This is a genomic window from Paenibacillus sp. NPDC056933 (genome assembly GCF_042674385.1).
Taxonomy (GTDB): domain Bacteria; phylum Bacillota; class Bacilli; order Paenibacillales; family Paenibacillaceae; genus Paenibacillus.
Genome location: NZ_JBHUQN010000004.1, coordinates 286,032 through 310,135, shown reverse-complemented (window position 1 = coordinate 310,135; position 24,104 = coordinate 286,032). Strand labels below are relative to the sequence as shown.

The 24,104-nt window shown below is 49.9% G+C and carries 18 protein-coding genes; 2 read left to right on the top strand and 16 right to left on the bottom strand.

The annotated features are described in order from the left end of the window. Nucleotides 1-102 precede the first annotated feature (102 nt). Nucleotides 103-1,143 carry a zinc-binding alcohol dehydrogenase family protein gene (locus tag ACFTRD_RS25485; RefSeq protein WP_379384917.1) on the top strand — a complete coding sequence of 347 codons (1,041 nt, stop codon included), beginning with the start codon at nucleotides 103-105 and terminating at the stop codon, nucleotides 1,141-1,143. A gap of 116 nt (nucleotides 1,144-1,259) precedes the next feature. Here the strand turns inward: ACFTRD_RS25485 and ACFTRD_RS25480 are convergent, their stop codons facing one another. Both ACFTRD_RS25480 and ACFTRD_RS25475 read right to left on the bottom strand, forming a co-directional pair. Continuing rightward, nucleotides 1,260-2,330 carry a Gfo/Idh/MocA family protein gene (locus ACFTRD_RS25480; protein WP_379384915.1) on the bottom strand — a complete coding sequence of 357 codons (1,071 nt, stop codon included), beginning with the start codon at nucleotides 2,328-2,330 and terminating at the stop codon, nucleotides 1,260-1,262. A gap of 38 nt (nucleotides 2,331-2,368) precedes the next feature. Further along, the gene (locus ACFTRD_RS25475; RefSeq protein WP_379384913.1) at nucleotides 2,369-2,845 is read right to left on the bottom strand and encodes a GNAT family N-acetyltransferase; all 477 of its coding nucleotides are present in this window, start codon (nucleotides 2,843-2,845) and stop codon (nucleotides 2,369-2,371) included. A gap of 288 nt (nucleotides 2,846-3,133) precedes the next feature. On the opposite strand from ACFTRD_RS25475, the gene ACFTRD_RS25470 reads away from it, so the two are divergent. After that, nucleotides 3,134-4,207, top strand: coding sequence for a copper amine oxidase N-terminal domain-containing protein (locus tag ACFTRD_RS25470; RefSeq protein ID WP_379384911.1), 1,074 nt, complete (start codon nucleotides 3,134-3,136; stop codon nucleotides 4,205-4,207). A gap of 194 nt (nucleotides 4,208-4,401) precedes the next feature. Here ACFTRD_RS25470 and ACFTRD_RS25465 read toward each other — a convergent pair whose 3' ends face one another. The 14 genes from ACFTRD_RS25465 to ACFTRD_RS25400 form a co-directional block, all read right to left on the bottom strand. Next, a complete protein-coding gene (locus tag ACFTRD_RS25465) occupies nucleotides 4,402-4,830 on the bottom strand; it encodes a RidA family protein (RefSeq protein ID WP_379384909.1) in 429 nt (142 codons plus the stop codon). A gap of 226 nt (nucleotides 4,831-5,056) precedes the next feature. After that, nucleotides 5,057-6,028 carry a M15 family metallopeptidase gene (locus ACFTRD_RS25460; protein ID WP_379384907.1) on the bottom strand — a complete coding sequence of 324 codons (972 nt, stop codon included), beginning with the start codon at nucleotides 6,026-6,028 and terminating at the stop codon, nucleotides 5,057-5,059. A 317-nt stretch (nucleotides 6,029-6,345) separates the two neighbouring features. After that, nucleotides 6,346-7,173: a hypothetical protein gene (locus tag ACFTRD_RS25455; protein ID WP_379384905.1), complete on the bottom strand. Its 828-nt coding sequence runs from the start codon at nucleotides 7,171-7,173 to the stop codon at nucleotides 6,346-6,348. A gap of 249 nt (nucleotides 7,174-7,422) precedes the next feature. Further along, the gene (locus tag ACFTRD_RS25450; protein ID WP_379384903.1) at nucleotides 7,423-10,626 is read right to left on the bottom strand and encodes a DEAD/DEAH box helicase; all 3,204 of its coding nucleotides are present in this window, start codon (nucleotides 10,624-10,626) and stop codon (nucleotides 7,423-7,425) included. Between the two features lie 354 nt (nucleotides 10,627-10,980). Further along, on the bottom strand, nucleotides 10,981-11,433 hold the full coding sequence (locus tag ACFTRD_RS25445; protein WP_379384901.1) for a chemotaxis protein CheW: 453 nt from the start codon (nucleotides 11,431-11,433) through the stop codon (nucleotides 10,981-10,983). A 208-nt stretch (nucleotides 11,434-11,641) separates the two neighbouring features. Continuing rightward, nucleotides 11,642-13,726, bottom strand: coding sequence for a serine hydrolase domain-containing protein (locus ACFTRD_RS25440; RefSeq protein ID WP_379384899.1), 2,085 nt, complete (start codon nucleotides 13,724-13,726; stop codon nucleotides 11,642-11,644). 260 nt (nucleotides 13,727-13,986) lie between these two features. Continuing rightward, nucleotides 13,987-14,949 carry an ABC transporter ATP-binding protein gene (locus ACFTRD_RS25435; RefSeq protein WP_379384897.1) on the bottom strand — a complete coding sequence of 321 codons (963 nt, stop codon included), beginning with the start codon at nucleotides 14,947-14,949 and terminating at the stop codon, nucleotides 13,987-13,989. Continuing rightward, nucleotides 14,946-15,923 (bottom strand): ABC transporter ATP-binding protein, encoded by a 978-nt coding sequence (locus ACFTRD_RS25430; RefSeq protein WP_379384895.1) that lies wholly within the window; start codon nucleotides 15,921-15,923, stop codon nucleotides 14,946-14,948. Before ACFTRD_RS25430 ends, ACFTRD_RS25435 begins: the two co-directional genes overlap by 4 nt. A 111-nt stretch (nucleotides 15,924-16,034) precedes the next feature. Next, the gene (locus ACFTRD_RS25425; protein WP_379384893.1) at nucleotides 16,035-17,381 is read right to left on the bottom strand and encodes a M20 family metallopeptidase; all 1,347 of its coding nucleotides are present in this window, start codon (nucleotides 17,379-17,381) and stop codon (nucleotides 16,035-16,037) included. 95 nt (nucleotides 17,382-17,476) lie between these two features. After that, nucleotides 17,477-19,060, bottom strand: a complete 1,584-nt coding sequence (locus tag ACFTRD_RS25420) for an ABC transporter substrate-binding protein (protein WP_379384891.1) — start codon at nucleotides 19,058-19,060, stop codon at nucleotides 17,477-17,479. A gap of 262 nt (nucleotides 19,061-19,322) precedes the next feature. Then, nucleotides 19,323-20,198: an ABC transporter permease gene (locus ACFTRD_RS25415; RefSeq protein WP_192273096.1), complete on the bottom strand. Its 876-nt coding sequence runs from the start codon at nucleotides 20,196-20,198 to the stop codon at nucleotides 19,323-19,325. 51 nt (nucleotides 20,199-20,249) lie between these two features. Continuing rightward, entirely contained in the window at nucleotides 20,250-21,260 is a 1,011-nt protein-coding gene (locus ACFTRD_RS25410) for an ABC transporter permease (RefSeq protein WP_379384889.1), read from the bottom strand. Between the two features lie 310 nt (nucleotides 21,261-21,570). After that, on the bottom strand, nucleotides 21,571-23,103 hold the full coding sequence (locus ACFTRD_RS25405) for a PucR family transcriptional regulator (protein ID WP_379384887.1): 1,533 nt from the start codon (nucleotides 23,101-23,103) through the stop codon (nucleotides 21,571-21,573). Nucleotides 23,104-23,473: 370 nt separating this feature from the next. Further along, nucleotides 23,474-24,100, bottom strand: a complete 627-nt coding sequence (locus ACFTRD_RS25400) for an aspartate/glutamate racemase family protein (RefSeq protein ID WP_379384885.1) — start codon at nucleotides 24,098-24,100, stop codon at nucleotides 23,474-23,476. Nucleotides 24,101-24,104 lie beyond the last annotated feature (4 nt).

The following is a 24,104-nucleotide window of genomic DNA, read 5'->3' as shown; positions in this document are numbered from 1 at the left end:
TATTGATACTATAAACCAAAAATGATACTACTATTTATTTTTAATATTATGATATATATTTTTATATATAAACTTATTTCTGCGAGGAGGATAACGATAGCGATGGGAAATCCAATCACGATGAAAGCGTTCGGATATTACGAACCTGGGCTAGAGACTGACATACCGCCATTTCAGGAGGTAGAAGTGGAGAAACCCAAACCTACAGGACAGGATTTACTTGTTGAGGTGAAGGCGGTGTCTGTGAATCCGACGGATTGGAGGTCGCATCTTTCCAAACATCCAGACGATTTATCCCTGACTGTGCCTGGTCGTGATGTAGCGGGAGTGGTCGTGGACATCGGCTCCGATTGCAACTTGTTCAACGTGGGTGACGAAGTGTATTATGCAGGGAGCAATATGCGTCCAGGCGGGCACAGTGAGTTTCATTTAGTGGATGAACGAATTGTCGGCAGAAAGCCGAAAAATCTGGATTTCGCCCAAGCGGCAGCTTTACCTCTGACAAGCCTTACGGCGGGAGAAGCCTTTTTCGAGCGCTTGGGCATTTCCAGGAATGCATCGGATAATGAAGGCAACAGTATGCTTATTATCGGGGCTGCGGGGGGCGTCGGTTCGATTGCTACTCAATTAGCCAAGTTGGCCGGACTTAAAGTTATAGCAACTGCCTCTCGTCCCGAATCGGTCTCTTGGGCAATATCAAATGGAGCAGACCACGTGATCAACCATCATCAACCATTTGGACCACAACTTAAAGATCTCGGACTCGCCGGTGTACAATATATTTTCGTGCTAAATCATATAGATGAGCATATGGAACAGATGGCAGACGTTATTTTGCCGCAGGGGAAAATTTGCTCCATTCTGCCCTTGGAAAAACCAGCCGGACTTCAAAAGTTATTCTCAAAAAGTGTAACGCTCGTTTGGGAAATGATGTTCACCCGTCCGATGTTCCAGACAGATGATATGATTGAACAGCATCATCTACTTAATGAAATCGCAGATCTGGTGGAGGCTGGCAAGATTCATACAACGATGGCAGAGCGGATTGAACCAATTAATGCCGCTAACCTGCTGGAAGCCTACCAAAAAAGTAAATCGGGCACTGCGATCGGCAAAATCGTGTTGGAAGGTTTTGAAAAGTAAACATACATCCGTCTTGTCTGATCACGATCAATAAATAACCAAAGGGTGTTGTCTCTCCAAAGATAAGATGGAGAAACAACACCCTTTGATACTACGTTAGATTAACTCTCTCTATATCAGTCCAGACGAATCTCCTGACCTTTTTCGGCTGACTCGTAGATGCCGCACAGCATCCTTGTCGAAGCCACACCATCCGCAATGGGACTGATGGGTTCGGTACCATTCAGACAGCAATCCACAAAGTGATCAATCTGATTCTGGAAGGCACCGTGAATATCGAGACCTGTATAGTCTGTCTGGGGTTCAATGTTCAGAATCGTATGGTGTTTCTCGGTGACGATTAGCGTTTTGGGTTCCAGCTCGAATCCCCCGCGCTCACCGTACAGCTTAACGGAAGATTCATCCCCGCGGGCATGCAGGGTAAAACTCACATCTACTGCCAGAGAGGCCCCATTCTCAAAGCGAATCAGTGCATTCGCCATATCCTCCACATTGTTAACTGCGGAGCTGTAGTCTGCGGCTTTGTAAAAAGAAAGATGTTCGATATGGGCACGATTGCCCAGCTTCCGATACGTATTGCCACTGACCGAAACAGGCTTCGGTCTGCCCATCAGATACCAGCATTGGTCGATAATATGTACGCCCAGATCAATGAGTGGACCACCCCCGGAACGGTTTTTGTCCGCGAACCATCCTCCGGGATTCCCCAAACGCCGCAGGATAGAGGCTTTGGCATAATAGAGTTCACCAAACTCACCCGCATCAATGAAACTGCGCAGCATCTGCATATTATTGTCATAACGACGCACAAAACCCACGATGAATGTACACCCGCTCTTCTTCACGGCCTCTTCGATTCGCAGCGCATCTTCCACATTGGTTGCTACCGGCTTCTCCAGAAGCACATGTTTGCCTGCCTCCAGAGCAGCGATGGCAAAATCCGCATGGGTATTGTTCCACGTACAAATACTAACGGCATCCACATGCGGGTCTTTCAGCATCTCCCGGTAATCCGTGTACACTGACTGTGCATCATATTTCTGTGCGGCTGCGGTAGCACGTTGCTCGTTCAGATCGCAGATGGCGTAGATAACGGCATTCTCGTTTTTGGCATAACACCTCATATGAAGATCCGAGATGGACCCCGTGCCGATCATGCCAATATGCAGCATTTTGCTCGTGCTCATCTTCGTCCTCCCTTCCTTTTCCTGAACATGGATATTGTTTAGTCTGCCCGGAGCATGCCTTTGTAAATCCCTGGTGTTGAATTTTCGATCTTCACGGCCCCCAATGTCTGAGCATAAAAGTCCACCGGTCCCGCCGATCCAATGATCGCGTAAGCGTAACCATCTGCTTTCATGGCATGCATACAGGCCAAGAGCAAAGCAGTGCCCACCCCTTTACCCCTTGCCTCCGAACCCACACCTGTTGGACCAAAGAAGTTGCGACACGTCGCCTCGTAGCAGGCAAACCCGATCATTTTGCCATGCTCAAGTGCAATATAACAAGACACGGGTTGACGTGCAAAGGCCACATCACATTCATCCACCCACGCCTGGCTAAAATGGGATCTCACCCAATCCAGCACAAGCTGCTTCTCTGGTGCGATGGCTCTTCGGATAATAATGGAGGATTCCTCCAACTTTCTCAGTCCACTCTCTTGCTCCGGCAAATCGTAAAGCTTAACCAACATATCACTCATCTGACCTGTTCCTCCTTGTATTGAATGTTGTCAACCACATAAGAATTCATTTCAAGACCATCAGGAAAGTGAATTACAGGTTGTACCGCTCACCTGGAACTTAACCGTATCCTGATGCCTGTAACCTGCAATCAGACCGATATGATAAATAAACAACTGACATACTGCTTCCATTCATTACATTCAAGTGCAACACTTGATCAAGTTGTCCCGTCTATAAGAATGAAACGCGGCCCTAATTAGGAGTTTACCGCGATATAACCAAGATTAGAAGGGATGAAATCAACGATGAACAACAACATGAAAAAAGTAAGCGCCCTGATGGTCCTGTCCTTGGCCCTGAGCGGCGGAGCGGCATATGCAGCTACTCTGGACAGTACACAACCGATTAACTCAACTTCCGTATCGGCTGACAACAAAGGCCTCGAAGCCGTTAAAGTATCTGTGAATGGCGCATCCATGGCTGACGGCTATTGGAATAAAGATGGTCAAGTACCGATGATTGCACTGCGTGATCTCACCGAGGCACTTGGCATTGAACTGAAATGGAACAAGGAGAACAAATCTGCTGAACTGACCAAAGACACCCTCTGGACACTCGTCATCACAGGCAAAGACCAGTATTCGGTCAACAAAATGCTGATTACGCTGGGAACAGCACCCGAAATCACGGACGGCAAGCTATTTGTACCTGCTTCTTTTGCAGAAAAAGTATTGCACGGTCAAGTCAAAACAACAGGAAATCAGGTTAACATTTCTCTTGAAGAGGACGTGAAAACCGTTACTGAGCGTGGTGTCATTACAGGAATCAACAGCGAAGGCAAATATCAATCCATCCATATCGGCGGTGCAGGTACAGACGGGATCGTACTGAATGTCGGTGAGGATACCACTTTCAAATCCTCGGATGGCAAAGATATCAAACTCACCGATCTGAGCCTTGGCATGAACGTGGAAGCGGAGCATTCAGAGATTGCAACCCTCAGTTTGCCACCGCAAACACCTACCTACAAGGTCACTGTACTGGATACCGCAGCTTCTGAATCCCAAGCACAACCAAAAGAGGTTCTGGGTACAGCAGGTACAATTGAAAACGTAAAAACAATAGAAGATCACGGCACCCAGATCGAGATCTCCGGTTCCCGTCTGACAGAGACAGCACCTGATCATGTTATCCTTAACATTGGCAAGGATACACAACTGGTGAACCATAAAGGGGAAACCGTTAAACCGGAAGAGCTGACCAAAGGGGCCAAAGTCATTGGATTTTACAGCCCGGTCCTGACTCGCAGTCTGCCGCCGATCGGTAACGCTTGGAAAGTGGTACTGGAAGCACCAGCAACACCATCCGAAGCGAAATAAACAGCCAGTAATAGCTGGCCTGCTTCATCTGTAGAAAACCCTGGATCAAACATGGTTAATGAACAAATAACCTTATCCCGCATATCCTCTTTCATTGAGGTTGGGTAAGGTTATTTCTCTATCCCGCATTTTTTACATCTTCCAATGTATATCTTGCTGTCCAAAAAAGTTCTTCGCGAATGTACGTATTGGATCTATTCTGTTATTTCGGCATCAACTTCAACTTCAGCCCCAGTTTCTGCTTCTACAATGGCCTCCACTTCGATCTCGACCATCAACAAAGGATCAATAAGTGCACGAACCTCCACCATCGTGGCGACAGGCTGGATCTGACCAAAAAATTCACCATGAGCCTTGCCCACTTCTTCCCACCGGGAAATGTCGGTTACAAACATGCGGGTTCTTACGACATGAGACATGTCTGCTCCCAATTCTTTCAGTGCATTTTCAATGGTCTGCAAAATAAATCTCGTCTGTGCATATGGATCACCTGCTCCAACCACAACACCGTCCTGCATAGCCGTTGTCCCCGCCACCTCAATCCGGTTGCCTGCACGGATGGCACGGCAGTATCCGACAAGCGGCTCCCATGGAGAACCCGTAAACACCTGCTGTTTGCTCATTCTGCTGTCCCTCGCTTTCGTTGTCATACCCCTTGATTAATCTCTGAAGTATATCAGTCTATTGTCCATGTGGACAAGGAAATTAAGGTTCTCATCGGTTGAATTTCATATATATTAAAAAAGCCCCTGAAAGATCACCACTTACCTCGGTAAGTAGTATCTTTCAGGGACTTCGGAATATTGATCCTATTGCACTCTCGTATGCAAACGTAAGGCGGCCCTTAACTTACAGCTTGATATTGGCCTCGTCGAAGTATTCTTCAAGTGTCAAGCCACTTTTCACAACATCCGGGGCCAGCTCGGTGCCAACATAACGGATATGCCATGGCTCATACACATAGCCTGTTATACGATCTTCACCTTTCGGATAGCGGATAATATACCCATATTCTGCTGCATGCTCGGCCAACCACTCGCCTTCTTTCGATGTGCCAAACACCTCTTCCAGCGCATTGCCTACACTTGGACTGGAAACGTCAATCGCAAGTCCGGTCTGATGTTCGCTGTGGCCTGGCACAGAGCTTACACGATCCGTGTATTCTTGACCTTTGGTTTTGACATTGTTGTTGTAGATGGACACCTGACGCTGATAAGAACGATAGCCAGATACCGCACGAAGCTCAATGCCGTCCGCCTTGGCACCTGCAAACAGCTTCTCCAGCGCCTCGGCAGCTTCCTTGCGCATATGACGCTTCTCATGCGGTCCGTCGAAGGAGAACGGTACGTTCGGCTCCACCAGATCATCCGGCTCGTACCCTTCAGGCAGGCTGCGCTGTTTATTAACGATAACGGTCATCGCCTGTGCATTGGTCACTACCGATTGTGCATCAATGGTCGTTTGCAGTGCGCTAATGCTGCGTTTCTCCATCAGGGGATCATCTGCTGTGGCTCCATTGCCTGCATCAGAAGATCCTTGATTTTCTCCATTTGAAGCATTGCCAGAACTACTATCCGTACCTTCACTACTATCGCCAGAAGATGAACTCTCATCCCCACCTGTGTTACCTTCATCGCCGTTATCCTCGGTAAAATGAACGGTGGTCCCATCCGACTCTTGCTGTGCACTTCCTGCTGCGTTCAGATTCTGATTCTCCTCTGATCCTGAACCGTCCTGGCAAGCGGACAGCAAGGCTCCGCATATCATAAGTGAAGACAGCATAACTGCAATGTAGCGCTGTCGTCCTGTACGTGTTTTCATGTAAAAACTCCTATCGCAATATGATCAAAAATGGCTGAAATTGTGCATTCGGGCTTGTCATCCCCTGCGACAGTATACCTTAAATTGCAACAAAGCTCCACCGATAAAGAGCTCCCTGAGAAGAGGTCAACATAAAGATATGCCGTGTGTACAGCTTGTACGGTCGTTTTTTGGACTTTTAGGCCCTTATCCCATGGATGTATACAAAAGAAGTGAATTGGACGAGTGTGTATACCTTTCCGGGTAGAAAGCTAGTTCGGATGCACATCACAAACAAGCGGGGGCGATCTGAGATCTCCCCCGCCACAATGGATGCATCATTTGGTTGCCGGGCTGTCCTTCTTCTTCTGGACAGCCTCCCACATCCGCGCAGCTACGCGCTCGCGGATCAATGCCAGCCCTGCGGTGGCCGGCACGCCTGGCAGCAAAGCCGCCAGTTCCGGCGTTGCCGGGGGCTTGCCCGGCTGCGCCAGCCGCACCTTCACGGCGCCGAAGCCAGGCCCCGGCTGGTGCATGGCGCCTTCCGCGGCGGCCTCGGCGATCCACTCGCCGACGGCTGCGCCGCCTTCGCCGCCCCGCGCCTGCGGGCGGCCGGCCGTTTCGGCTGCGCGGCCGGGGCCGCTGGGGTCATGGGCGAGTTCTTCCGCCCATGACCCCAGCACGCCGGCGAGCAGCGCTTCGCGCGGCAGGCCGGCGTGCGCCAGCTGCAGCAGCGGCTCGGCCGCGAAGCGCGCAGCAACGGCACGCTCAGCGGCTGCGACATGCGCGCAGCCCGGGCGGCCGCAGGTGCACGCCGCTGCGCCGCCCGCGCTAAGCGAGCTGCCAGCGGCGGCCGTGCCCGGCGCGGCCTCGCCTGGCGCAGCGGGAAGCAGCCCGGCGAGTTCCGCCGAGGCTGGGCCGCCGCGCAGCAGCGCATACAGCGCCAGCGGGCGCTTGCGCAGCTGTTCTAGCACGGCCTCGCGTGCGGCTTCACTTAGCTGCGGTAGCTTGCCTGTTACCGTAAAGCCGCCTGCGGCTGTGCCTGCAGCGGCTCCAGTCTTGCCTGCATCTACTGATACATCTATGCCTGCATCTGCAGCTGCACTCACTTCTGCTGTCCATCCACCGGGGGACATATGCAGCTCGACATTCCATTTTTCGCTCACAACAATCCCCCTTCCTATCATTACACTCCGCATGTATTGTGAGTGTGTATCTATATATGTTTAATTAAACATTTACACAATAACGGAGAGGACAGAAATAACCTGAAGAAGCAAAGCGTTCGCCTTTATCCCCGGATTTCCCCATTTCAAAAAGGAATCAAAAAAATCTGGGGATAACAGCGATCGGAAGGTTGTTCTGTCATCGGAGTGCCAGTGTAAATATTCATTTATTGAACTTATATAGCAAACCTACAGCCACGTCTCGCCCTGAAGCGAGATCAGGCCGCGCAGCTCATCATCCGACATCTCAGTCAACCAGTTCTCACCTGAACCAACGACTTGCTCGGAAAGTGCCTTTTTACTCTCAATCAGCTCATCAATCCGTTCCTCCAGGGTGCCCTGACAGATCAGTTTATGCACCTGTACATTGCGATTCTGCCCGATTCGGAAGACCCGGTCCGTCGCCTGATTCTCCACCGCCGGATTCCACCAGCGATCGTAGTGAATGACATGACTGGCACGCGTCAGATTGAGACCCACACCCCCGGCACGAAGAGACAGGACAAACAAGGATGGCCCCTCCCCTTTTTGGAAGGTCTCCACCATATCATCCCTTTGCGACTTCGATACACCGCCATGCAGGAAATACGGCTCTTCCTCGTAGCGCTGTGTAAGCCGGGAAACGAGCAGTTCCCCCATCGCCACATACTGGGTGAAAATCAGCGCTGATTCCCCGTTGTCACGGATTGCATCCAGCAATTCCAGCAAACGTTCCATTTTGCCGGATGCCTCAGCCTTGCCATGTTCCTTCCGGCTGCTGTCCGCCAGAACCGGATGGTCACAGATCTGCTTCAGCTTGGTCAGTGAGGACAACACTATTCCTTTACGGGCGATACCGTTTCGCCCATCCAATCCACCCATCAGATCATCCACCACGCGCTGATACAGAACGGTCTGCTCCGGCGTGAGGGAACAATAGGATTTCAGTTCCAGCTTCTCCGGCAGATCCTTGCGAATATCCGGATCACTTTTCAGTCTGCGCAGCATAAAGGGCGATACAAGCCGATGAAGCTCACGCAAGGACGCTGCATTTTCTTCGGATGGACCCAGTCCCGTATACCGCTGGCGGAATGAAGAAGCTGTACCCAGATACCCCGGATTCAGGAATTGAAAAATGGACCACAGCTCGCTTAGCCGGTTCTCTACCGGCGTACCCGTCATCGCAATGCGGTGCGGCGCAGACAGACGCATGACGCTTTGTGCTTGCTTCGTACGGTAATTTTTAATATATTGTGCCTCATCCAGCACAACGGTAGACCAATGCAACGAAGCCAGATCCGGGCCATCTCTGCCTGCCAGATGATAGGTTGTCAGCACAATATCATGAGACTGCGCTTCTTCCTGAAAGTCACTGCCGTGCAGCCGTTGTCCGCCATGATGGATATACAATGACAGATTCGGGGCAAAGCGCTTCAGCTCACGCTGCCAGTTCCCGAGCAAAGAGGTGGGGCACACAATAAGCGCAGGCAGATGTACACCCTGCATGTTCAGCTGCTCATCATTCAAGGAACGTCCTTCCATACCCATAAACGCTTCATGTTCACGCGCTTCTTCAGCCGCCGCTTGTTGTTCCTCATGCTTCAAGTCCAGCAAGCAGGTGATCACCTGAATGGTCTTCCCCAGTCCCATATCATCGGCGAGACATACACCAAACCCAAGCTCACGCATGGCGGATAACCATTGGTAACCCCGCTCCTGATAAGGTCTTAGTTCACCATGCAGCTCTGCCGGAACCTGACGCGGCTCAATACTGCGAAGCACCTGTCCGTCGAGCAGGAAGGAGAGCAGTCCTTCGGATTCCGCGCCAAAGACGGAAAGCCCCTTCCATGCTGTATCCTCACCTTCCTCAGCTGCCAGATGCAGCCATTCGGAGAGAGGCATATATTGTTCTTCTTCTTTTTTCATATAACGCAGAACCTGGCGAATCTCTTTTGTATCCACTTCAATCCATTCGCCGCGAAACATGACATAAGGCACCGTTGCTTCCGCAAGGGCAGCCAGTTCCTCCGCCGTAACCGATTTGCCGTCCAGCATTGGTTCTGCCTTGAAGGCGACCAGCTGCTCCATGCCCAGAGCAGACGGGGCCCCGAGCGGCCTTTCTGTTCCACGATTGAGCATCTGCAGGCGCAATCCTGCACGGCGCTTCCCGGCACGGCTCCAGCGGGAAGGCATTAACACGGTTACTCCCGCCTTCTGCAGACGAGGCACAGCATACGTCAAAAATTCAAAAAACGCTTGCTGTTCCATCTTCATTCCTTCCGGTCGTGCATGAAGAAGTGCCGTTTCCAGCTCCGGTGCCAGTTCTGCTGCTTGACCCAGCGCCATCAGCAATTGTTCTGCAGCCGAAATATAACACACCTTGCCCCGGTCCAGATCCCGGTCCGGATGGGCCCAGATTGTACGTGCGGGCAATCTCAGACCAGCTTCCTGCTCACTGTCTACCCAGAAGGTAATTCCCCACAACGATTCATGCTCACCCAGGGGAGGTTCGAGCCGCAGCACCAGCTTCAGTTGACCTTCCGTCGGTGCGGTCTCTTCGCTTCCTACGACAGGCATCGCTGTTCCGCCTGCTTCTTGCAGCGCGCCAATGAGTTCTGTCATTTCTTCCGTCGGGCCCTGCACCGTCACCGGACGGAACATCGAGATCAGGCTGTTCCACCATAACTCCGCAACCGGAGAAGATCCACGCCGGAATGGGGTACGGTAGCGAGACAACTCACTATCCATACCTTCCATCTCACCCGTGACAACCGCATGAACCATTCCGCTCATAAATGAAAATAATACGGCCGCTCCCGCTTCCTCCCGTGATTCCGGTTCAGAAGATGCGTATGCTCCGGGAGCAGACAATCCGATCGGCGGCATCGATTCCGCCAGCTCCCGGAAACGGTCCACATCCGCTTCTTGCAACAGACGTGGACGCCATACCCCTGTCAGCGTTTCCTGTCCAGTACGGCGACGCGCACCCGTCTTGGCCGCAAATTCAGCGGAAGGAGCAAATTCTCCCCGCAGCAGCAGTTCCTGTGTAAACTGTGCCGCTTTTACCCAGTAGCGAATTTCTTCTCCAGCCTGAATTCCTGCCGCATTCAATATACTGTCGTCCCAATTTAGCAGCAGTTTGAACGTATCTTTGGGCGAGATAGCCAGCCCCTCCAACGTCCGTCCGAGCAATTGGCGCCGCTTCGTACCCTTCGCTTCCGCAGCATTACGCATCGGATTGGGCCAACGAAGCTCCGCAAGACGCAGAGCGGCAGGCTGAAACAGACGGCCCCCGTCGCCAAAATTCAGCTTCCGTACCACGTGGCTCCACGCATCCACACGCGGCTCCGATGTTTCACCGGAAAAACAAAAAAACACGTCACCAAGCCATACTCCATACAGCGATTGCATCATTACAGTCTCCCGTCATCCCTTCGCATTGTTACTCTCCATCATATACGAAAATGCTCGGTTTTAAAAACTTTTACACATAAAAAGTGCTTCTTTTATTCCCCGTCCCCTCTGATCTGTACCGAAAAATAGTTCCCTTTTCCGTTTTTCTGCTTCTACATCACTTCAAAAAAAACCATCCAAACCACTTTATATGATATTGACTACGTCTGTTAAAGGGTGAAACACAACACATAAATTGCATTGGAGGATAGGATGATCACACTAAAAAATGCCCCTCATCCCTGAAAAGGGCAAGGAGCATTTTCATAACTAACTGAGTTTATGCTTTGTATATAGCATCCGTAAGAGCAATGCTTAATGTGATTGGGTTAAATTACCAAGCAATACGTCCAGATTAAGGATACCGGACTCATGGTCGTCATTGTGCGCAATTTCCTTGAATATTCCCTTTGTGTAACGACGATATTCTTCCGTAGGCTCTTCAAACCGGTCATACATCACCACGGAATCCACTGAATCGACAACGAGCGGTACATAATCGTTGTGATACGGCACGACAATGATGCGAGTGGACGGTGTAGGCCCCTCGTCAGGCATGCCCAGCAGGACGCGTACACTAACAACCGAAACCACTTTGCCGTAAAGGGGTGTAAATCCCTTGATCTCAGGGCTGCCAAAAGGAACAGTGGTTACCGGGAGCATTTTGATAATTTCATGAACTTCATCAATGCGAAGCGCACAAATCTGATTTCCGACCGAGAAATTAATGTATTGAACTTGAACTTCCTCATCCATTAATGTTTTCATACCCTTCTTGTTTTCAGTTTCAATAGAAGCTTTTTTATCGTCATCTTAATCATGAATAATTACATTTCATGTTGCATTCTCTGTGTTTATATCGGTTGAAGCGAGAAAAAATTTTACCTACTAAATTAATTAAGTCTAATTACTGCTTCACATTTATTAAATAATGACCAATTGTACTGAGTAACTCTATAATTAGGTAACACTCTGATTAGTCCTCTAATTGACCATTCACTCCGTATAACAATACCGGAATTTTTTCACAAAGAGTATCAAACATGACGGCTGCTTCCTGACGAAGCATAGGGCGGGTTGGCTCATAGTCCACAGCGCCATCAGTATCTACCTTCACCTCTGGACCATAGAGATGCATAGCAGCCGCAAATTGCACTGCTTCTAATGCCCAAGGTGCTGGCAACGTTCCCGTCAGCTTGACTTGTGGCGCCGGAGCGGATACATTGATTTGAATGAATCTCCAAAGAATAGAAGCCGCTTCTTGTCTGGTAATGGCACGGTCTGGCTCAAAGCGGCCATCCTGTGTCCCTTTTAGCCCTGCATACAGAACTGCTGATTGAATCTCTTGTGCCAAATCATGTCCTACTGCATCCTTAAATATTACCGGGTCCTTAGATAGCTGGAACCCGACAATTTTCATTAATATTTGCACAAATTCTCCACGTGTCATTGCTTCTTCTGGTCTAAAGGAATTAGTGTCATTTTTATTCAAAAATTGCTGTTGATTTAATTGGTCAATAGAAGCCGCATATGGACTATCGGCAGATACATCAGAGAATCGAGCTTGTACAGGCATTCTTTTCAGGAAACTATCTGGATAGTTGTAATACATGTATTCAATTTTGCCATCCTCATCTGCCTTAAAGCCTGCTTTTACACCTTGTTCATCCTGAAATAACAACGCCTCTAACTGTTGAAGCTTATGGCTTCCCAATGCATCCTTTATAATAAGTGTTCCATCCTCACCCGCCTTCACCTCTGCACTAAGTAGAGGTATTCTCAAACCTTGAAATCTCCCTTCAAACTTGGCCAAGCTTTCCTTGGATGATTGGATTGGTGTGGCAGCCTTGTGTTGTTCAGGATAAAATTGATCCATGAATGAGCCGAATATTTCATCGCGAGGGTCCAGTGCTTCACCATTTACAATGATCATGGCGCCTACCTTTTGCTCTGGCACCATCCACAGCCAGGAGTGAAAACCAGGAAGGTCGCCACCTTTTCCAATGACGGTCTGACCATTGAAAAGATGATTATGCATGGCTTCAAAACCATAAGACATTACGGGTAAGCTGTCATTAATACCGTATTGGTAGGCTTCCATTGTGTTTGTCGTTTTTTCTTCCAAAATGCGGCCATCACCAAGCTTGCCCCCATCTAACATAGCGAGCATGTATTTGGCCATATCACTACCGGTAGAGAACATGCTGCCACTGGGGTCTATGTCAGGATAATTAGGATACACAGCGATTTCTTTACCTGCATTGTCATAGGTTTTTGCAAGATTTTGTTGAACTTGGGGCGATAATAAAAAGTCGCTATGTGTCATGCCAAGCGGCTTAAATATGTTTTGTTTTACATAAGTATTGAAGTCAGTTCCAGCTACATTTTCTACGATATAACCTTGGTGTACAAAAGCCAGATTATCATACCGGTAGGCCTCGCCAGGTTTTATTTTTACCGTAGGCACGTTATTTTTGACATAATTCTGGAGAGAGACGCCCGGAGTATTACCAGAGAAATCAGTAAAATCATAGCCTGTTGTGTGGGTCATCAGGTTCTTCATTGTAAGGGGAACGCCGGTCTGATTAGAGATCTTAACTCCATCCATATATGCAGAGATATCGCGATCCAAGTCTATCTTGCCTTGTTCGGCAAGCTGCATCACCGCTGTGGTCGTAAATAGCTTGGAGATGGATGCCATTCTAAATTGGGTAGTGTCAGGATTGATTGGTGTTTTGGAAGTCACATCTGAGTAGCCATATCCTTTGTTAAGCAGGACTTTGCCATCCTTTACAACTACAAATAATGCCCCCGTAAGCTTCTCCTTCACATCAGCGCGAGCAAAATAGGCATCTGCAAATTTCTCTACGGATGTAGCTGTGATCGGAGGAATTGCGGAGGCTGCTGTCCCTTTCTCAGCCAAGCTTTGGTTTTGGGCCTGATTGCTATTTGGAGTGGCTGCTGCATAAGCAGGCAAGCCCGAAGATGACAGGGCTAAGCCGGCGATCAAGAAACTAGCTAGGATAACCTGTCTGGGCAATTTACAATTTGATGGTTTCATATATTTTCTCCTCTACCACTTGGGTTGTTCTTCCATCAAAATTGTATAATAAACCCATTTTAGGAAACAACCGCCCTCAGCCTAGTCGCACCCAGGACTAAAGTTAGTTCCCTGTACTGAACGATGGTCCAGATTAAAACCAAGACTTTGGCCCATTGTCACCTATTTCCGTGCCCCAAATGAAAACACTAAACAAGAACAACAGAGACACCCTCATTCCCACTTCGATCGTGGTCTTGAAGGTGTCTTCTCTCTGCCAACTAATACAGATGACACGCCACCTGACGTCCCGGGGAAATCTCCCGCAGCTCCGGGATAACAGAGCGACACTCGTCCTTTACATACGGACAACGGGTATGAAAAGCACAACCGGATGGCGGGTTCTCCGGATTGGGCACATCTCCGCTCAGGACAATTCGTTCCTTTTGCACATTCGGGTCAGGAACGGGAACAGCAGACATCAATGCTTTCGTATACGGATGCAGCGCCTCGGTGAACAACTCGGAGGTGGGCGCAAGCTCCACCACTTTGCCCAGATACATGACGGCCACACGATCACTGATGAACTTGACGACGGAAAGATCGTGAGAGATAAACATATACGTCAGTCCGAATTGTTCCTGCAGATCCTGCATCAGATTCAGCACCTGTGCCTGAATGGACACATCCAATGCAGAGACCGGCTCATCACACACAATGAACTTCGGGTTCAATGCGAGAGCACGGGCAATACCGATCCGTTGGCGTTGTCCACCCGAGAATTCATGCGGGAAACGGTGTGCCTGATATGGAGATAATCCAACCACTTCCATCAGTTCTTCGATTCGGCTTTTCAGCTCGTTTTTCCCCAGATTGTGGTGGGTAAGCAGTGGCTCCTCCAGCGTACGCTGTACCGTCCAGCGCGGATCGAGGGAGGCATACGGGTCCTGGAATACCATCTGCATGTCGGTTCGGAAACGGCGCAGCTCTTCTGGGGTCAGCTTTCGTACATCCCTGCCTTCGAAGAACACCTCGCCATCCGTCGGTTCTATGAGTCGTAAAATCGCACGCCCTGTGGTAGATTTGCCACAACCGGATTCCCCGACCACGGCAAGCGTTTCACCGCGCTCCACGGACAGCGTTACGCCGTCCACCGCTTTGACGGCACCGACCTGTTTGGAGAACAGACCTTTACGAATGGGATAATGCTTCTTCAGGTTTCTGACTTCCAATATCGCACTCATATAATCCCCTCCTGTTGCAGCAGGCAGCGGCAGCTGTGGCTAGGCGCCGTCTCCAGTAAATCGGGTTGTATCGTCTCGCACCGCGCTTCCTTAACCGGACAACGAGGAGCAAAGCGGCAGCCAGACGGCATATGGGCGGGATTCGGAACCTGGCCCGGAATGGACTGAAGACGATCCTGATCTCCCGCAAGCTGTGGCAGTGAAGCAAGCAGTCCACGGGTATACGGATGCTTCGGATCGGCAAAAAGGGTTTTGACATCCGTCTCTTCCACCACTTGTCCTGCATACATCACCATGACACGATCACACATCTCAGCTACAACGCCGAGATCATGGGTGATCATCATGATTGCCATATTCTCCGTCCGCTGGAGGTCACGCATCAGATCCAGAATCTGCGCCTGGATGGTTACATCCAGGGCGGTTGTCGGTTCATCTGCGATGAGCAGCTGCGGGCTGCATACCATCGCCATGGCGATCATCACCCGCTGGCGCATGCCGCCGGAGAGCTGGTGCGGGTATTGTTCCGCAATTCGTTCGGGACGGGGAATGCCGACTTTGCGAAGCATATCAACTGACCGTGCCCAAGCCTCTTTTTTGCCCAGCTTCAGATGGTATCGTGCCGCCTCCGAGATCTGTTTGCCGATTTTGAATACCGGATTGAGCGAAGTCATCGGTTCCTGAAAGATCATGGCCATTCGGTTACCCCGAATTCGGCGTATCTCCCTCCCGGACAGCCTGAGCATGTCTTTCCCCTGGAAACGGACTTCTCCTGAAGCCACACGGCCGATCTTTTTGGGAAGAAGCTGCATAATCGATAACGAGGTAATACTTTTCCCGCATCCCGACTCCCCTACAATACCCAGCACCTCTCCTTGCCGTATGGAAAGGCTGATTCCGTCCACGGCACGAATTACGCCTGCATCCGTTATAAACTCTGTCCGCAAATCCGAAACTTCGAGCAGTGCAGTCATGTTGTTCCCCTCCCATACCATTACGTTCTGAATCTTCTGCATCCTCACACATGTCCCTACCACTCAGTCGTTCAGCTTGTTCTCCAAGCTCCCTTCTCTCCCGAAAAAGAATTAGCGCTTGGCAATCGTGGCTTCTTCGGAAGCTGCACCGTTCAAACCCTTCGAATTCTTCAATGACGTCTCATCTTCCATGCCTTCCACACCCAAATATTTAAGGGCGCTCAGCGCATACACTTTGGCGCATTGGATAATCTGCCATACGGGTGCTTTTTCGTTAAAATTGTGAATCGTGGACAGCTCTGCCGGACCATATTGCAATACCGGAATCTGATGATTACGGAAGTGGCGTGCATCGCTGGATGCCCATTGCAGCACACCGTACGCCTCTTCGCCGCTCACTTCGCTGATGCTCTCCACCAGTTGGCTAACGATCGGTTCATGCGCTGGCGTCCAGTTTGCGTTGCCCTGGAAACCAAAAGGCTTCAACTCCGACTCAATTCCTGCTTCAAGCAGAAGCGAACGAGCACGGTCGAGCACATCCCGGTAATCCACACCAAATGGAACACGTGAATCCACCTGAACCGTACAGCGATCCGCTACCACGTTCACCTTGGTTCCACCCTGAATCGAACCGATATTCACGGTTACATGATCGAACACCTGATAGGCCAGACCTGCCTTCTCCCGGTCGCGAGCATACTCCTGCGAGATGCGGATAATGTCCTTCACGTCTTCCGGGATGTCCGGCTTGATGTCCCACAGCCGCTGTAAGGCTTCAATACCCTTGGCCGCCTTCACAATCGCATTATCGCCTACAATGGGCTGCAGACTGCCATGACCCGGTGTGCCTTCCACTGTAAACTCAAACCAGCAGCTCCCCTTTTGTCCAATCGTCGGATGCTGAGGGCTGGACGGCTCGGCAATGACTGCTGCAGTACCCGTTGCCAGGCCGCGCTCCAGTACCCAGGGCACACCCAAATCACCTCCCGTTTCCTCATCAGGGACAATCATCAGTGACAGGTCACCCCGCAAAGGTACACCCAGCTTCGCCAGAATAACCGTCGCATAGATCAGACCCGCAAGCCCGCCCTTCATGTCAGATGCACCCCGTCCAAGCATGTAGCCGTCCTTAATTTCGCCGCAGAACGGATCAAAATCCCATCGTGAAAGATCCCCGGCTGGCACAACATCCGTATGCCCACAGAAAATCAGGTGTTTATCTGACTTGTCCGCCCCTTCTCCATTCAACGTTGAGATCAGGTTAAACATGGTTTCCGTTGCCGCATGTACTTTGGTATCGATTCCGGCCTGATACAGATATTCGATAATAAAAGCGCTAATCTCGCGTGAATCCCCTGGAGGGTTCTCCGTAGGAAAGCGGATCAACTGTGAACATAACTCCAATAATTCATCCTGGCCTTCCTCGATTGCTTCAAGTACTTTCCTTTTCCAATCCATCCTGATCAGGCTCCTTCCAATATTGGCTGTATGGTACTTGGCACGAATCGTCAGAAGACAGGCATAATTGCCTGTCCCCCAAAGTCATCCTTCGTTTACTGCTCCTTGCTAAGTGGGTAGAAACGCAGAACCTCATCCGGGTAGTACACATATCCGCTGACTTTGTTGTTCATGCCGACAACCCGGTTGTACTCGTAAAGATAAGCCCATGGCGCTTCTGTCGTAATAATCTCTTGTGCCTTCATGTACAGTTCATTGCGTTTCGCCTGATCCGGCTCTGCGCCTGCTTCTTCCCACAGTTTGTTGACTTCCGCATTGTTGTAATGAATGTAGTTGGAAGAACCTTTGCCGTAGAGCAGGAAGCCCAGGTGGTATCCAGGATCATTAACAAAAGAGGTCCATTTGGAAATGTAGGAGACCAGGTTGCCTTCTTTTTGTTGTTCCAGGAACTGTGCACGAGCGACCTTGTTAATGTTCATTTTGACACCGATCTTGGCCAGTTCCGCTTGAATCAGCACCGCATCATATTCCCAATCGTCAAATCCGGAGCCAAGGGTAAAGTCAAAGGTGAATCCCTCTGCATATCCTGCTTCTTTCAACAATTCCTTGGCCTTGTCCAGATTGTACTCGTACACATAGCCTGCATCCGTAAAGCCTGGTGTGTTACTCGCCACAGCACTCTTCATCTCTTTGGCCTGACCATACATGACATCGTTGATTAACTGGTCATAAGGGATCGCATAGTTGATGGCCTGACGTACTTTTTCATTATCAAACGGTTTGACATTGTTGTTCATCGCGAAGAACAAAATGCGGTTACTCGCATTCGACTTAATCGTCAAATTACTGTTCTCTTGCAAAGCCGCAACATCTTTTGGAGGAATCTCAATTGCCATGTCCACGTCACTCTTGTTCAACAGCAGGACACGGTTGGAGGCTTCCTTCGTGAATTTCAGTGTTACTTTGCTGAGCTTCGGCGCACCCTGCCAATAATCATTGTTAGCCTGGAAGACGGCTTCACTGGCCGGGTCCCATTTTTCGAGTGTGAACGGGCCAGAGCCAGCGGCATTTGTTTTCAGATAATCGTCACCTTTTTCCTCGACCAGCTTCTGGTCCACAATGGAGAAGGTATACATGGCAATGATCTGGGTAAACATGTGGTTGGCTTTATTCAGCACGATCTCGACAGTGGAGTCGTCCTTGGCAGTCACGCTCTTGATGTCGGCCATTCCGTATAGAAAGCTGCCGGAGCTTGATTTCGCCACACGGTCAAAAGAGTACACAACTGCATCCGCATTAACCGGATTTCCGCTTTGGAATTTCAGGCCACTTTTGATTTTGAACGTATATGTCTTGTTATCATCTGATACTTCCCAGCTCTCAGCGAGCATCGGTTGAATATCTTCTGTGTTGGCTACGTCTGCACCATCCACCGTTTTGACACCATAGGTTACCAGCTGGTCGTAGGTTGCCAGTACCAATGTGTCGGAAGTCAGGTCATTCGCCTCAGCCGGGTCCATCGTCGTCCCACCCTCTGAATACGCAACCGTCAGTGTCGGTGCAGGTTTCGCTGCTTCCCCTGAACCGGATGCCGCAGGCTGCTGGTTGGCATTGCTGGCACAGCCGCCTAGAACAACCGTAAGAGCGATCATTGCAGAAAACCATTTGAGCTTTTTCATTTTTAGTTTCCTCCCCTTTTCGAACCAGTCTTATGATGCAGTACAGCTGTAAAACGTTGCAGCTTTCATTAGACAGAGCAAATGTGTACTTCAGTACCGGGAAGGCAGCTCACCTCACTCCCGATGCCAAACACCAGCATTCGATCAGCCTACTGCCGATGATGGAACCTTGCATGCCGTTATCTCAGGCATTCCCCGCAAGTCGGTTCCACCATACAGCTATCTATGAATCGGTTCTATAGAGGCTGGTGGTGACCAATCTCTATTTTCCCGAACGCAACCGCGGATCCAGTACATCACGGAAACCATCTCCGAGCAGATTAAAGCCAAGAATGGATGTGGCTATAGCCAGTCCAGGGAACGTCACGAGCCACCATTGTCCGGAAATGATATACTCTCGTCCTTCAGAGATCATGGCCCCCCATTCGGCTGTAGGCGGTTTGACGCCAAGACCGAGGAAGCTCAAACTGGATGCCGTCAAGATCGCAAAACCCATACCGAGCGTTGCCTGCACCAGCAGCGGGGCCAAAGCATTCGGCAAAATGTGGCGAAACAGAATCACTCTGTCCCGTACACCAATGGCTCTGCTGGCTTCTACGTACTCCTTCTCGCGCAGAGATACCGTCTGTCCATACATCAATCTGGCAAATTCGGGAATGCCGACTATTCCAACAGCAATCATTGCACTCGTCAGTCCGTTGCCGATGGAAGCAGCAATGGCCATGGACAGCACCAGAGACGGGAAGGCAAGCAATACATCCATTACCCGCATAATGATATTGCCGGTACGTCCACCGTAATAAGCAGCAATTCCGCCCAGCGGAACCCCAATGACAAACGAGATGCTGACGGCAATCAAGCCCGTCCAGATACTGATTCTGGCTCCGTACAGTACGCGACTCAGAATGTCCCGACCATAGTTATCGGTACCAAACCAGTGACCGCCTGACGGGGATTCCAGCTTCACGGCCGTATCGGTCATATACGGATCATATGGTGCGATCCAGGGAGCAATGGCTGCAATGACAGTCCACATGACGATAAAGACCAGACCAATGGCAGCGAGCCGATTGCGGAGCAATAGTCTGAGAAAGGTTTTGGGTTTGGGAACAACCGCTTGTGTGGGCTTTGTTCCCATGGAAGTCGGTGCGGCAGTACTCACAGCGGTACTCCTCCTTTCGCGGCGACCCTATTCATAACGGATTCGTGGATCAATCAATCCATAGACCAGATCCACCGCCAGATTAATAAAGCTGAACAGAATGGCACTTACGAGTGTGAACGCCTGAATTGGTGCATAATCGGCAGCCAGAATCGAATCTGTGACATAACCGCCGACGCCAGGCCAGGAAAAGATGGTTTCCGTGATTACCGCACCACCGAGTAATCCTCCGAACTGAAGGCCGAGCACAGTCAACGTGGGAATTAGAGCATTGATCAGGGAGTGTTTGCCCACGACCGCGGTTTCGCTCAAGCCCTTGGCTCGTGCAGTACGCACATAATCCTGTCCGATGACTTCCAGCATGCTGGACCTGGTCATACGCGCGACAATCGCCATGGTTCCTGTGCTCAGGCAGATCGCCGGGAGCAGCAAGTGTGCAAGACTGCTTTTGAGTGCAACCATATCTCCGGTCATAAGACTGTCTACCACGTACAATCCGGTGATATGAGTCGGTGGGTTGAGGTCTCCGCTGATGCGTCCCATGGGAGCCGGAGCCCAGCCGAGGATGGAATAGAAGATGTAAATAAACAACAACCCCAGCCAGAAGATCGGTACACATGCTCCAATCAGTGAAAACACCCTGGAGATGTGGTCCACAAAGGACTCTTTTCGGGTTGCGGCGATGATACCTACCGGAATTGCAACACAGATGGCTATAATCACGCTGGCCAGCGTCAGCTCAATGGTTGCTGGAAAGCGGGTACCGAAATCACTCAGCACTGTATGACCGGTATGGTAGGCGAACCCCAGATTCCCTTGAAGCAATTGTCCAACGTAGCTAAAAAACTGTACAATTAGCGGCTTGTCCAATCCCATGTCCATTCGGATTTTGGCAATGACATCATCCGTGGCCTGTTCACCAGCCATGACAATGGCGGGATCTCCCGGAAGAACACGGGACAGGATGAAGGTAATCACCACGATGCCGATCAGCGCCGGAATCATCTGCAGCAGCCTTCGGAGCGTGTAAGCAAACAATCGATCAACCCCTTTAACTCTGATGTCTCACTTGCTGTTTTACGGTTCTCTGTGGACGGCCCAATGTTGACAGCATGTCTGTCATCCGTCTCTTCTTTTGTAATTGTGCTTATTTTACCTAGAAACCAAGCGACGAACTACGTCCCATTTAGCTAAAAAAAAGCACAACCGTTTGTCGATTGTGCACTAATGTCTCCCCAATATGTCATGTTAAATCACACTTAAAGACATAGTTCGCTATTTTTCGACCTTTATCTTCCATATAACTCATTGTTGGTTATGCTGTGGAGCTAGGACCGATGAGTAGAACCTAAACCTTTTGTCTGTCCTGCCTCATGTAGTAGTACACCAGACACAGATGACAGACAAATTGTTCACGCGGGTGGTTCAAATCGAAGCCCGTAATGTCCCTAATCCGCTCCAGGCGATATTTGACTGAATTCCGGTGGATGTAGAGCCGATTTGCTGTCTCAATCAGACTCCCCCGGCTTTCCAGATAATAAAAAAAGGTCCGCAGCAAATCGCCGCTATGTTCTTCGTCATAGTCACGTAATTTCCCTAGCTTTCGCTCAAACAATGCTGCAAAACCCGGATCATCTGCCGTTTCGCCCAGCAGATGGTATACCTCCACATCCTCAAACCGGGTCGTACGCCCTCCCGACAAACGGGAGGATACCATCAGAGCATTTCTGGCCTCTCCATAGCTCTGATGCATATTCCAAAGCGAAACCTGTGTGCCCACACCAACTCTACATTGTCCAAACTTGTTTGCCGGATCTTCGATCCATACCGCGATGGTTTCAGTCCAGGATTGAATGTGATCCATCCACACCGCATCCTTGGACTCCGGTGTTGGCAAAAATAGCACAGCCCGGTTAGTCCTGAACTCAATATGAGGTGTAACTCTCCGTTTTCTGGCTTCATGTGCAAGCAATTCAGTCAACAAGTCTTCATCAGGGGCAGCCTCACCTTCCATTACGGCCACTTCCCATAGATGCTCCGGATTCATTCCGAGCTTGCGCCCTCTGGATTCGGCTTCATGCCGTAAGAGCAGGGGCGGTGTCAAAAGTTCATCAATGAAATTGCCTCGTAAACGCAATTCGGTATCTTCCGCCACCTTGTTTCTCATCAATTCCAGGGATAGAACCAATCTGGCCTGTTCAATTCCGACTTGTTCCATTTCATCAAGGGAGTCCTTATCCACCAGCAGCCGCGCAACCTTCCGGCGATCCAGATTGATCTCCCATACGAGTGGGCTTACAGCTTCCTTCCAATCATAATCAGGGGGTGAAGATACAATAATCTGTCCACCATTGTCGATGACACCTACAGGCGCCTGAAGCAGTTCGGCCACGTTGTCTCCCACAGCCTGAATCCCACTGTTTTCAAGCACCATAGTCATCAGTGTTCGATATACTTCCTCGGACCTGCGGAGCAAGGCTGCTTGTCGGTCCAGCACCAATTCCATAACAGGTTGCGTAATATCCATGTAGGGTATTTCGGGAGGAATCTCAATAATAGGCAGGCCGCAGTCATTACTGGCTGCTATGGCTTCTTCCGGAATTTCTTTGAGAAAACGGGCAGGTTTTATAGCCAAAGCAGCCGCCCCCGCCTCATTAAGCGTATAGATCAGTTCCCCAAGCAGACCGGGATTATCGCGAATCGAATAGGCCGTCGTCAGCATGAGCATGCCTTCCCGCAACCATCCTTGCAGATCAGGCACCTCCATAATATCCACAAACCGAACAACCCGATCCAATCCCTGATGCCCACTGATAACCTTGGCCTTACTGAGTATAGGAATATTCAACAGTTCTTTCAGTGTAATGCCTGTCGTTTTCAAGCCTATCGACCACCCTCAGCCAGATTTGCAAATCGCCCTCGCATACTGCATCTAATTTTTTGGATAGTTTACCAGACTATCTGATCAAAAAAAACGGGAAATTCTGTGATATTCGTATGGCTTGGATTACGTTCATAAAATATAACAAACCTTTCAGGTTGTTAGTTGCAGCATATAATCCAAAAAATAATTTTAACACTTTATCGCGTCACATTATAAAACAAACTTCACTTATTCACTTCCTATACCGAGATTAACTATCCTAGCATCACAAATAACGCCGACACAGTTGTGAATAACTGCATCGGCGTTAGAATCAAGCTATATTTTCCTGCTAAAATACGATTCAGGCATCCCATGGATTAAGCATTTATCGCAGAGACACAGCTGCACCTAAGGAATAGATCGGGTCGAGTGCGCGGATATGCAGTTCTTTTTCCACTTCAAACGCGAAACCCATCGTTGCAAAGCCGGTACACGCGAGAACAATGGACTCAGCACCCTCAGCCTTCAGTCTTCCAGCAGCTTCCAGTGCCGCCATCCGCCCTGTTGGCGTGTTCAGATCGAGGGTTGTAACCACACCTTCGGGTCGGTCCATCCCGATATAAGCCTCTCCAAGTATTTCACGAATCAGGGTAGGCACTTCCTCCAGAATCGTCAATACACCTACGCGTGTAGCTGAGGTGAGTGCAAGATGTGCAGCACATGATCCAGCACCATATACGGGTACCCGAACAGCGGCGCGTATTTCTGCAATACCCGGATCAGCTGCACAACTAATACCAATAGATGTACACCCTTCCTGTTCCAGTTCCCGCGCCAGATCCACAATTTTGGGAATCGATTCAAGCTCTGTAGCTTGATCATACACACCCAGCGGTTGCTGGGGAATGCATCGACTGCGGACCCGAATGCCATATCGCCCTTCAATTAATGCCCCGTGTCTGTGGATATCTTCTTCATGATGAAGCGTAATCACTCTTATAAGACCCAACATTGGC

Coding starts and splice junctions, on each gene's coding strand:
- ACFTRD_RS25435 (WP_379384897.1), bottom strand. CDS start 14,949: ATGAGTGCGATATTGGAAGTCAGAAACCTGAAGAAGCATTATCCCATT.
- ACFTRD_RS25485 (WP_379384917.1), top strand. CDS start 103: ATGGGAAATCCAATCACGATGAAAGCGTTCGGATATTACGAACCTGGG.
- ACFTRD_RS25425 (WP_379384893.1), bottom strand. CDS start 17,381: ATGGATTGGAAAAGGAAAGTACTTGAAGCAATCGAGGAAGGCCAGGAT.
- ACFTRD_RS25470 (WP_379384911.1), top strand. CDS start 3,134: ATGAACAACAACATGAAAAAAGTAAGCGCCCTGATGGTCCTGTCCTTG.
- ACFTRD_RS25475 (WP_379384913.1), bottom strand. CDS start 2,845: ATGAGTGATATGTTGGTTAAGCTTTACGATTTGCCGGAGCAAGAGAGT.
- ACFTRD_RS25480 (WP_379384915.1), bottom strand. CDS start 2,330: ATGAGCACGAGCAAAATGCTGCATATTGGCATGATCGGCACGGGGTCC.
- ACFTRD_RS25460 (WP_379384907.1), bottom strand. CDS start 6,028: ATGAAAACACGTACAGGACGACAGCGCTACATTGCAGTTATGCTGTCT.
- ACFTRD_RS25445 (WP_379384901.1), bottom strand. CDS start 11,433: ATGAAAACATTAATGGATGAGGAAGTTCAAGTTCAATACATTAATTTC.
- ACFTRD_RS25465 (WP_379384909.1), bottom strand. CDS start 4,830: ATGAGCAAACAGCAGGTGTTTACGGGTTCTCCATGGGAGCCGCTTGTC.
- ACFTRD_RS25415 (WP_192273096.1), bottom strand. CDS start 20,198: ATGGGAACAAAGCCCACACAAGCGGTTGTTCCCAAACCCAAAACCTTT.
- ACFTRD_RS25450 (WP_379384903.1), bottom strand. CDS start 10,626: ATGATGCAATCGCTGTATGGAGTATGGCTTGGTGACGTGTTTTTTTGT.
- ACFTRD_RS25420 (WP_379384891.1), bottom strand. CDS start 19,060: ATGAAAAAGCTCAAATGGTTTTCTGCAATGATCGCTCTTACGGTTGTT.
- ACFTRD_RS25400 (WP_379384885.1), bottom strand. CDS start 24,100: ATGTTGGGTCTTATAAGAGTGATTACGCTTCATCATGAAGAAGATATC.
- ACFTRD_RS25430 (WP_379384895.1), bottom strand. CDS start 15,923: ATGACTGCACTGCTCGAAGTTTCGGATTTGCGGACAGAGTTTATAACG.
- ACFTRD_RS25440 (WP_379384899.1), bottom strand. CDS start 13,726: ATGAAACCATCAAATTGTAAATTGCCCAGACAGGTTATCCTAGCTAGT.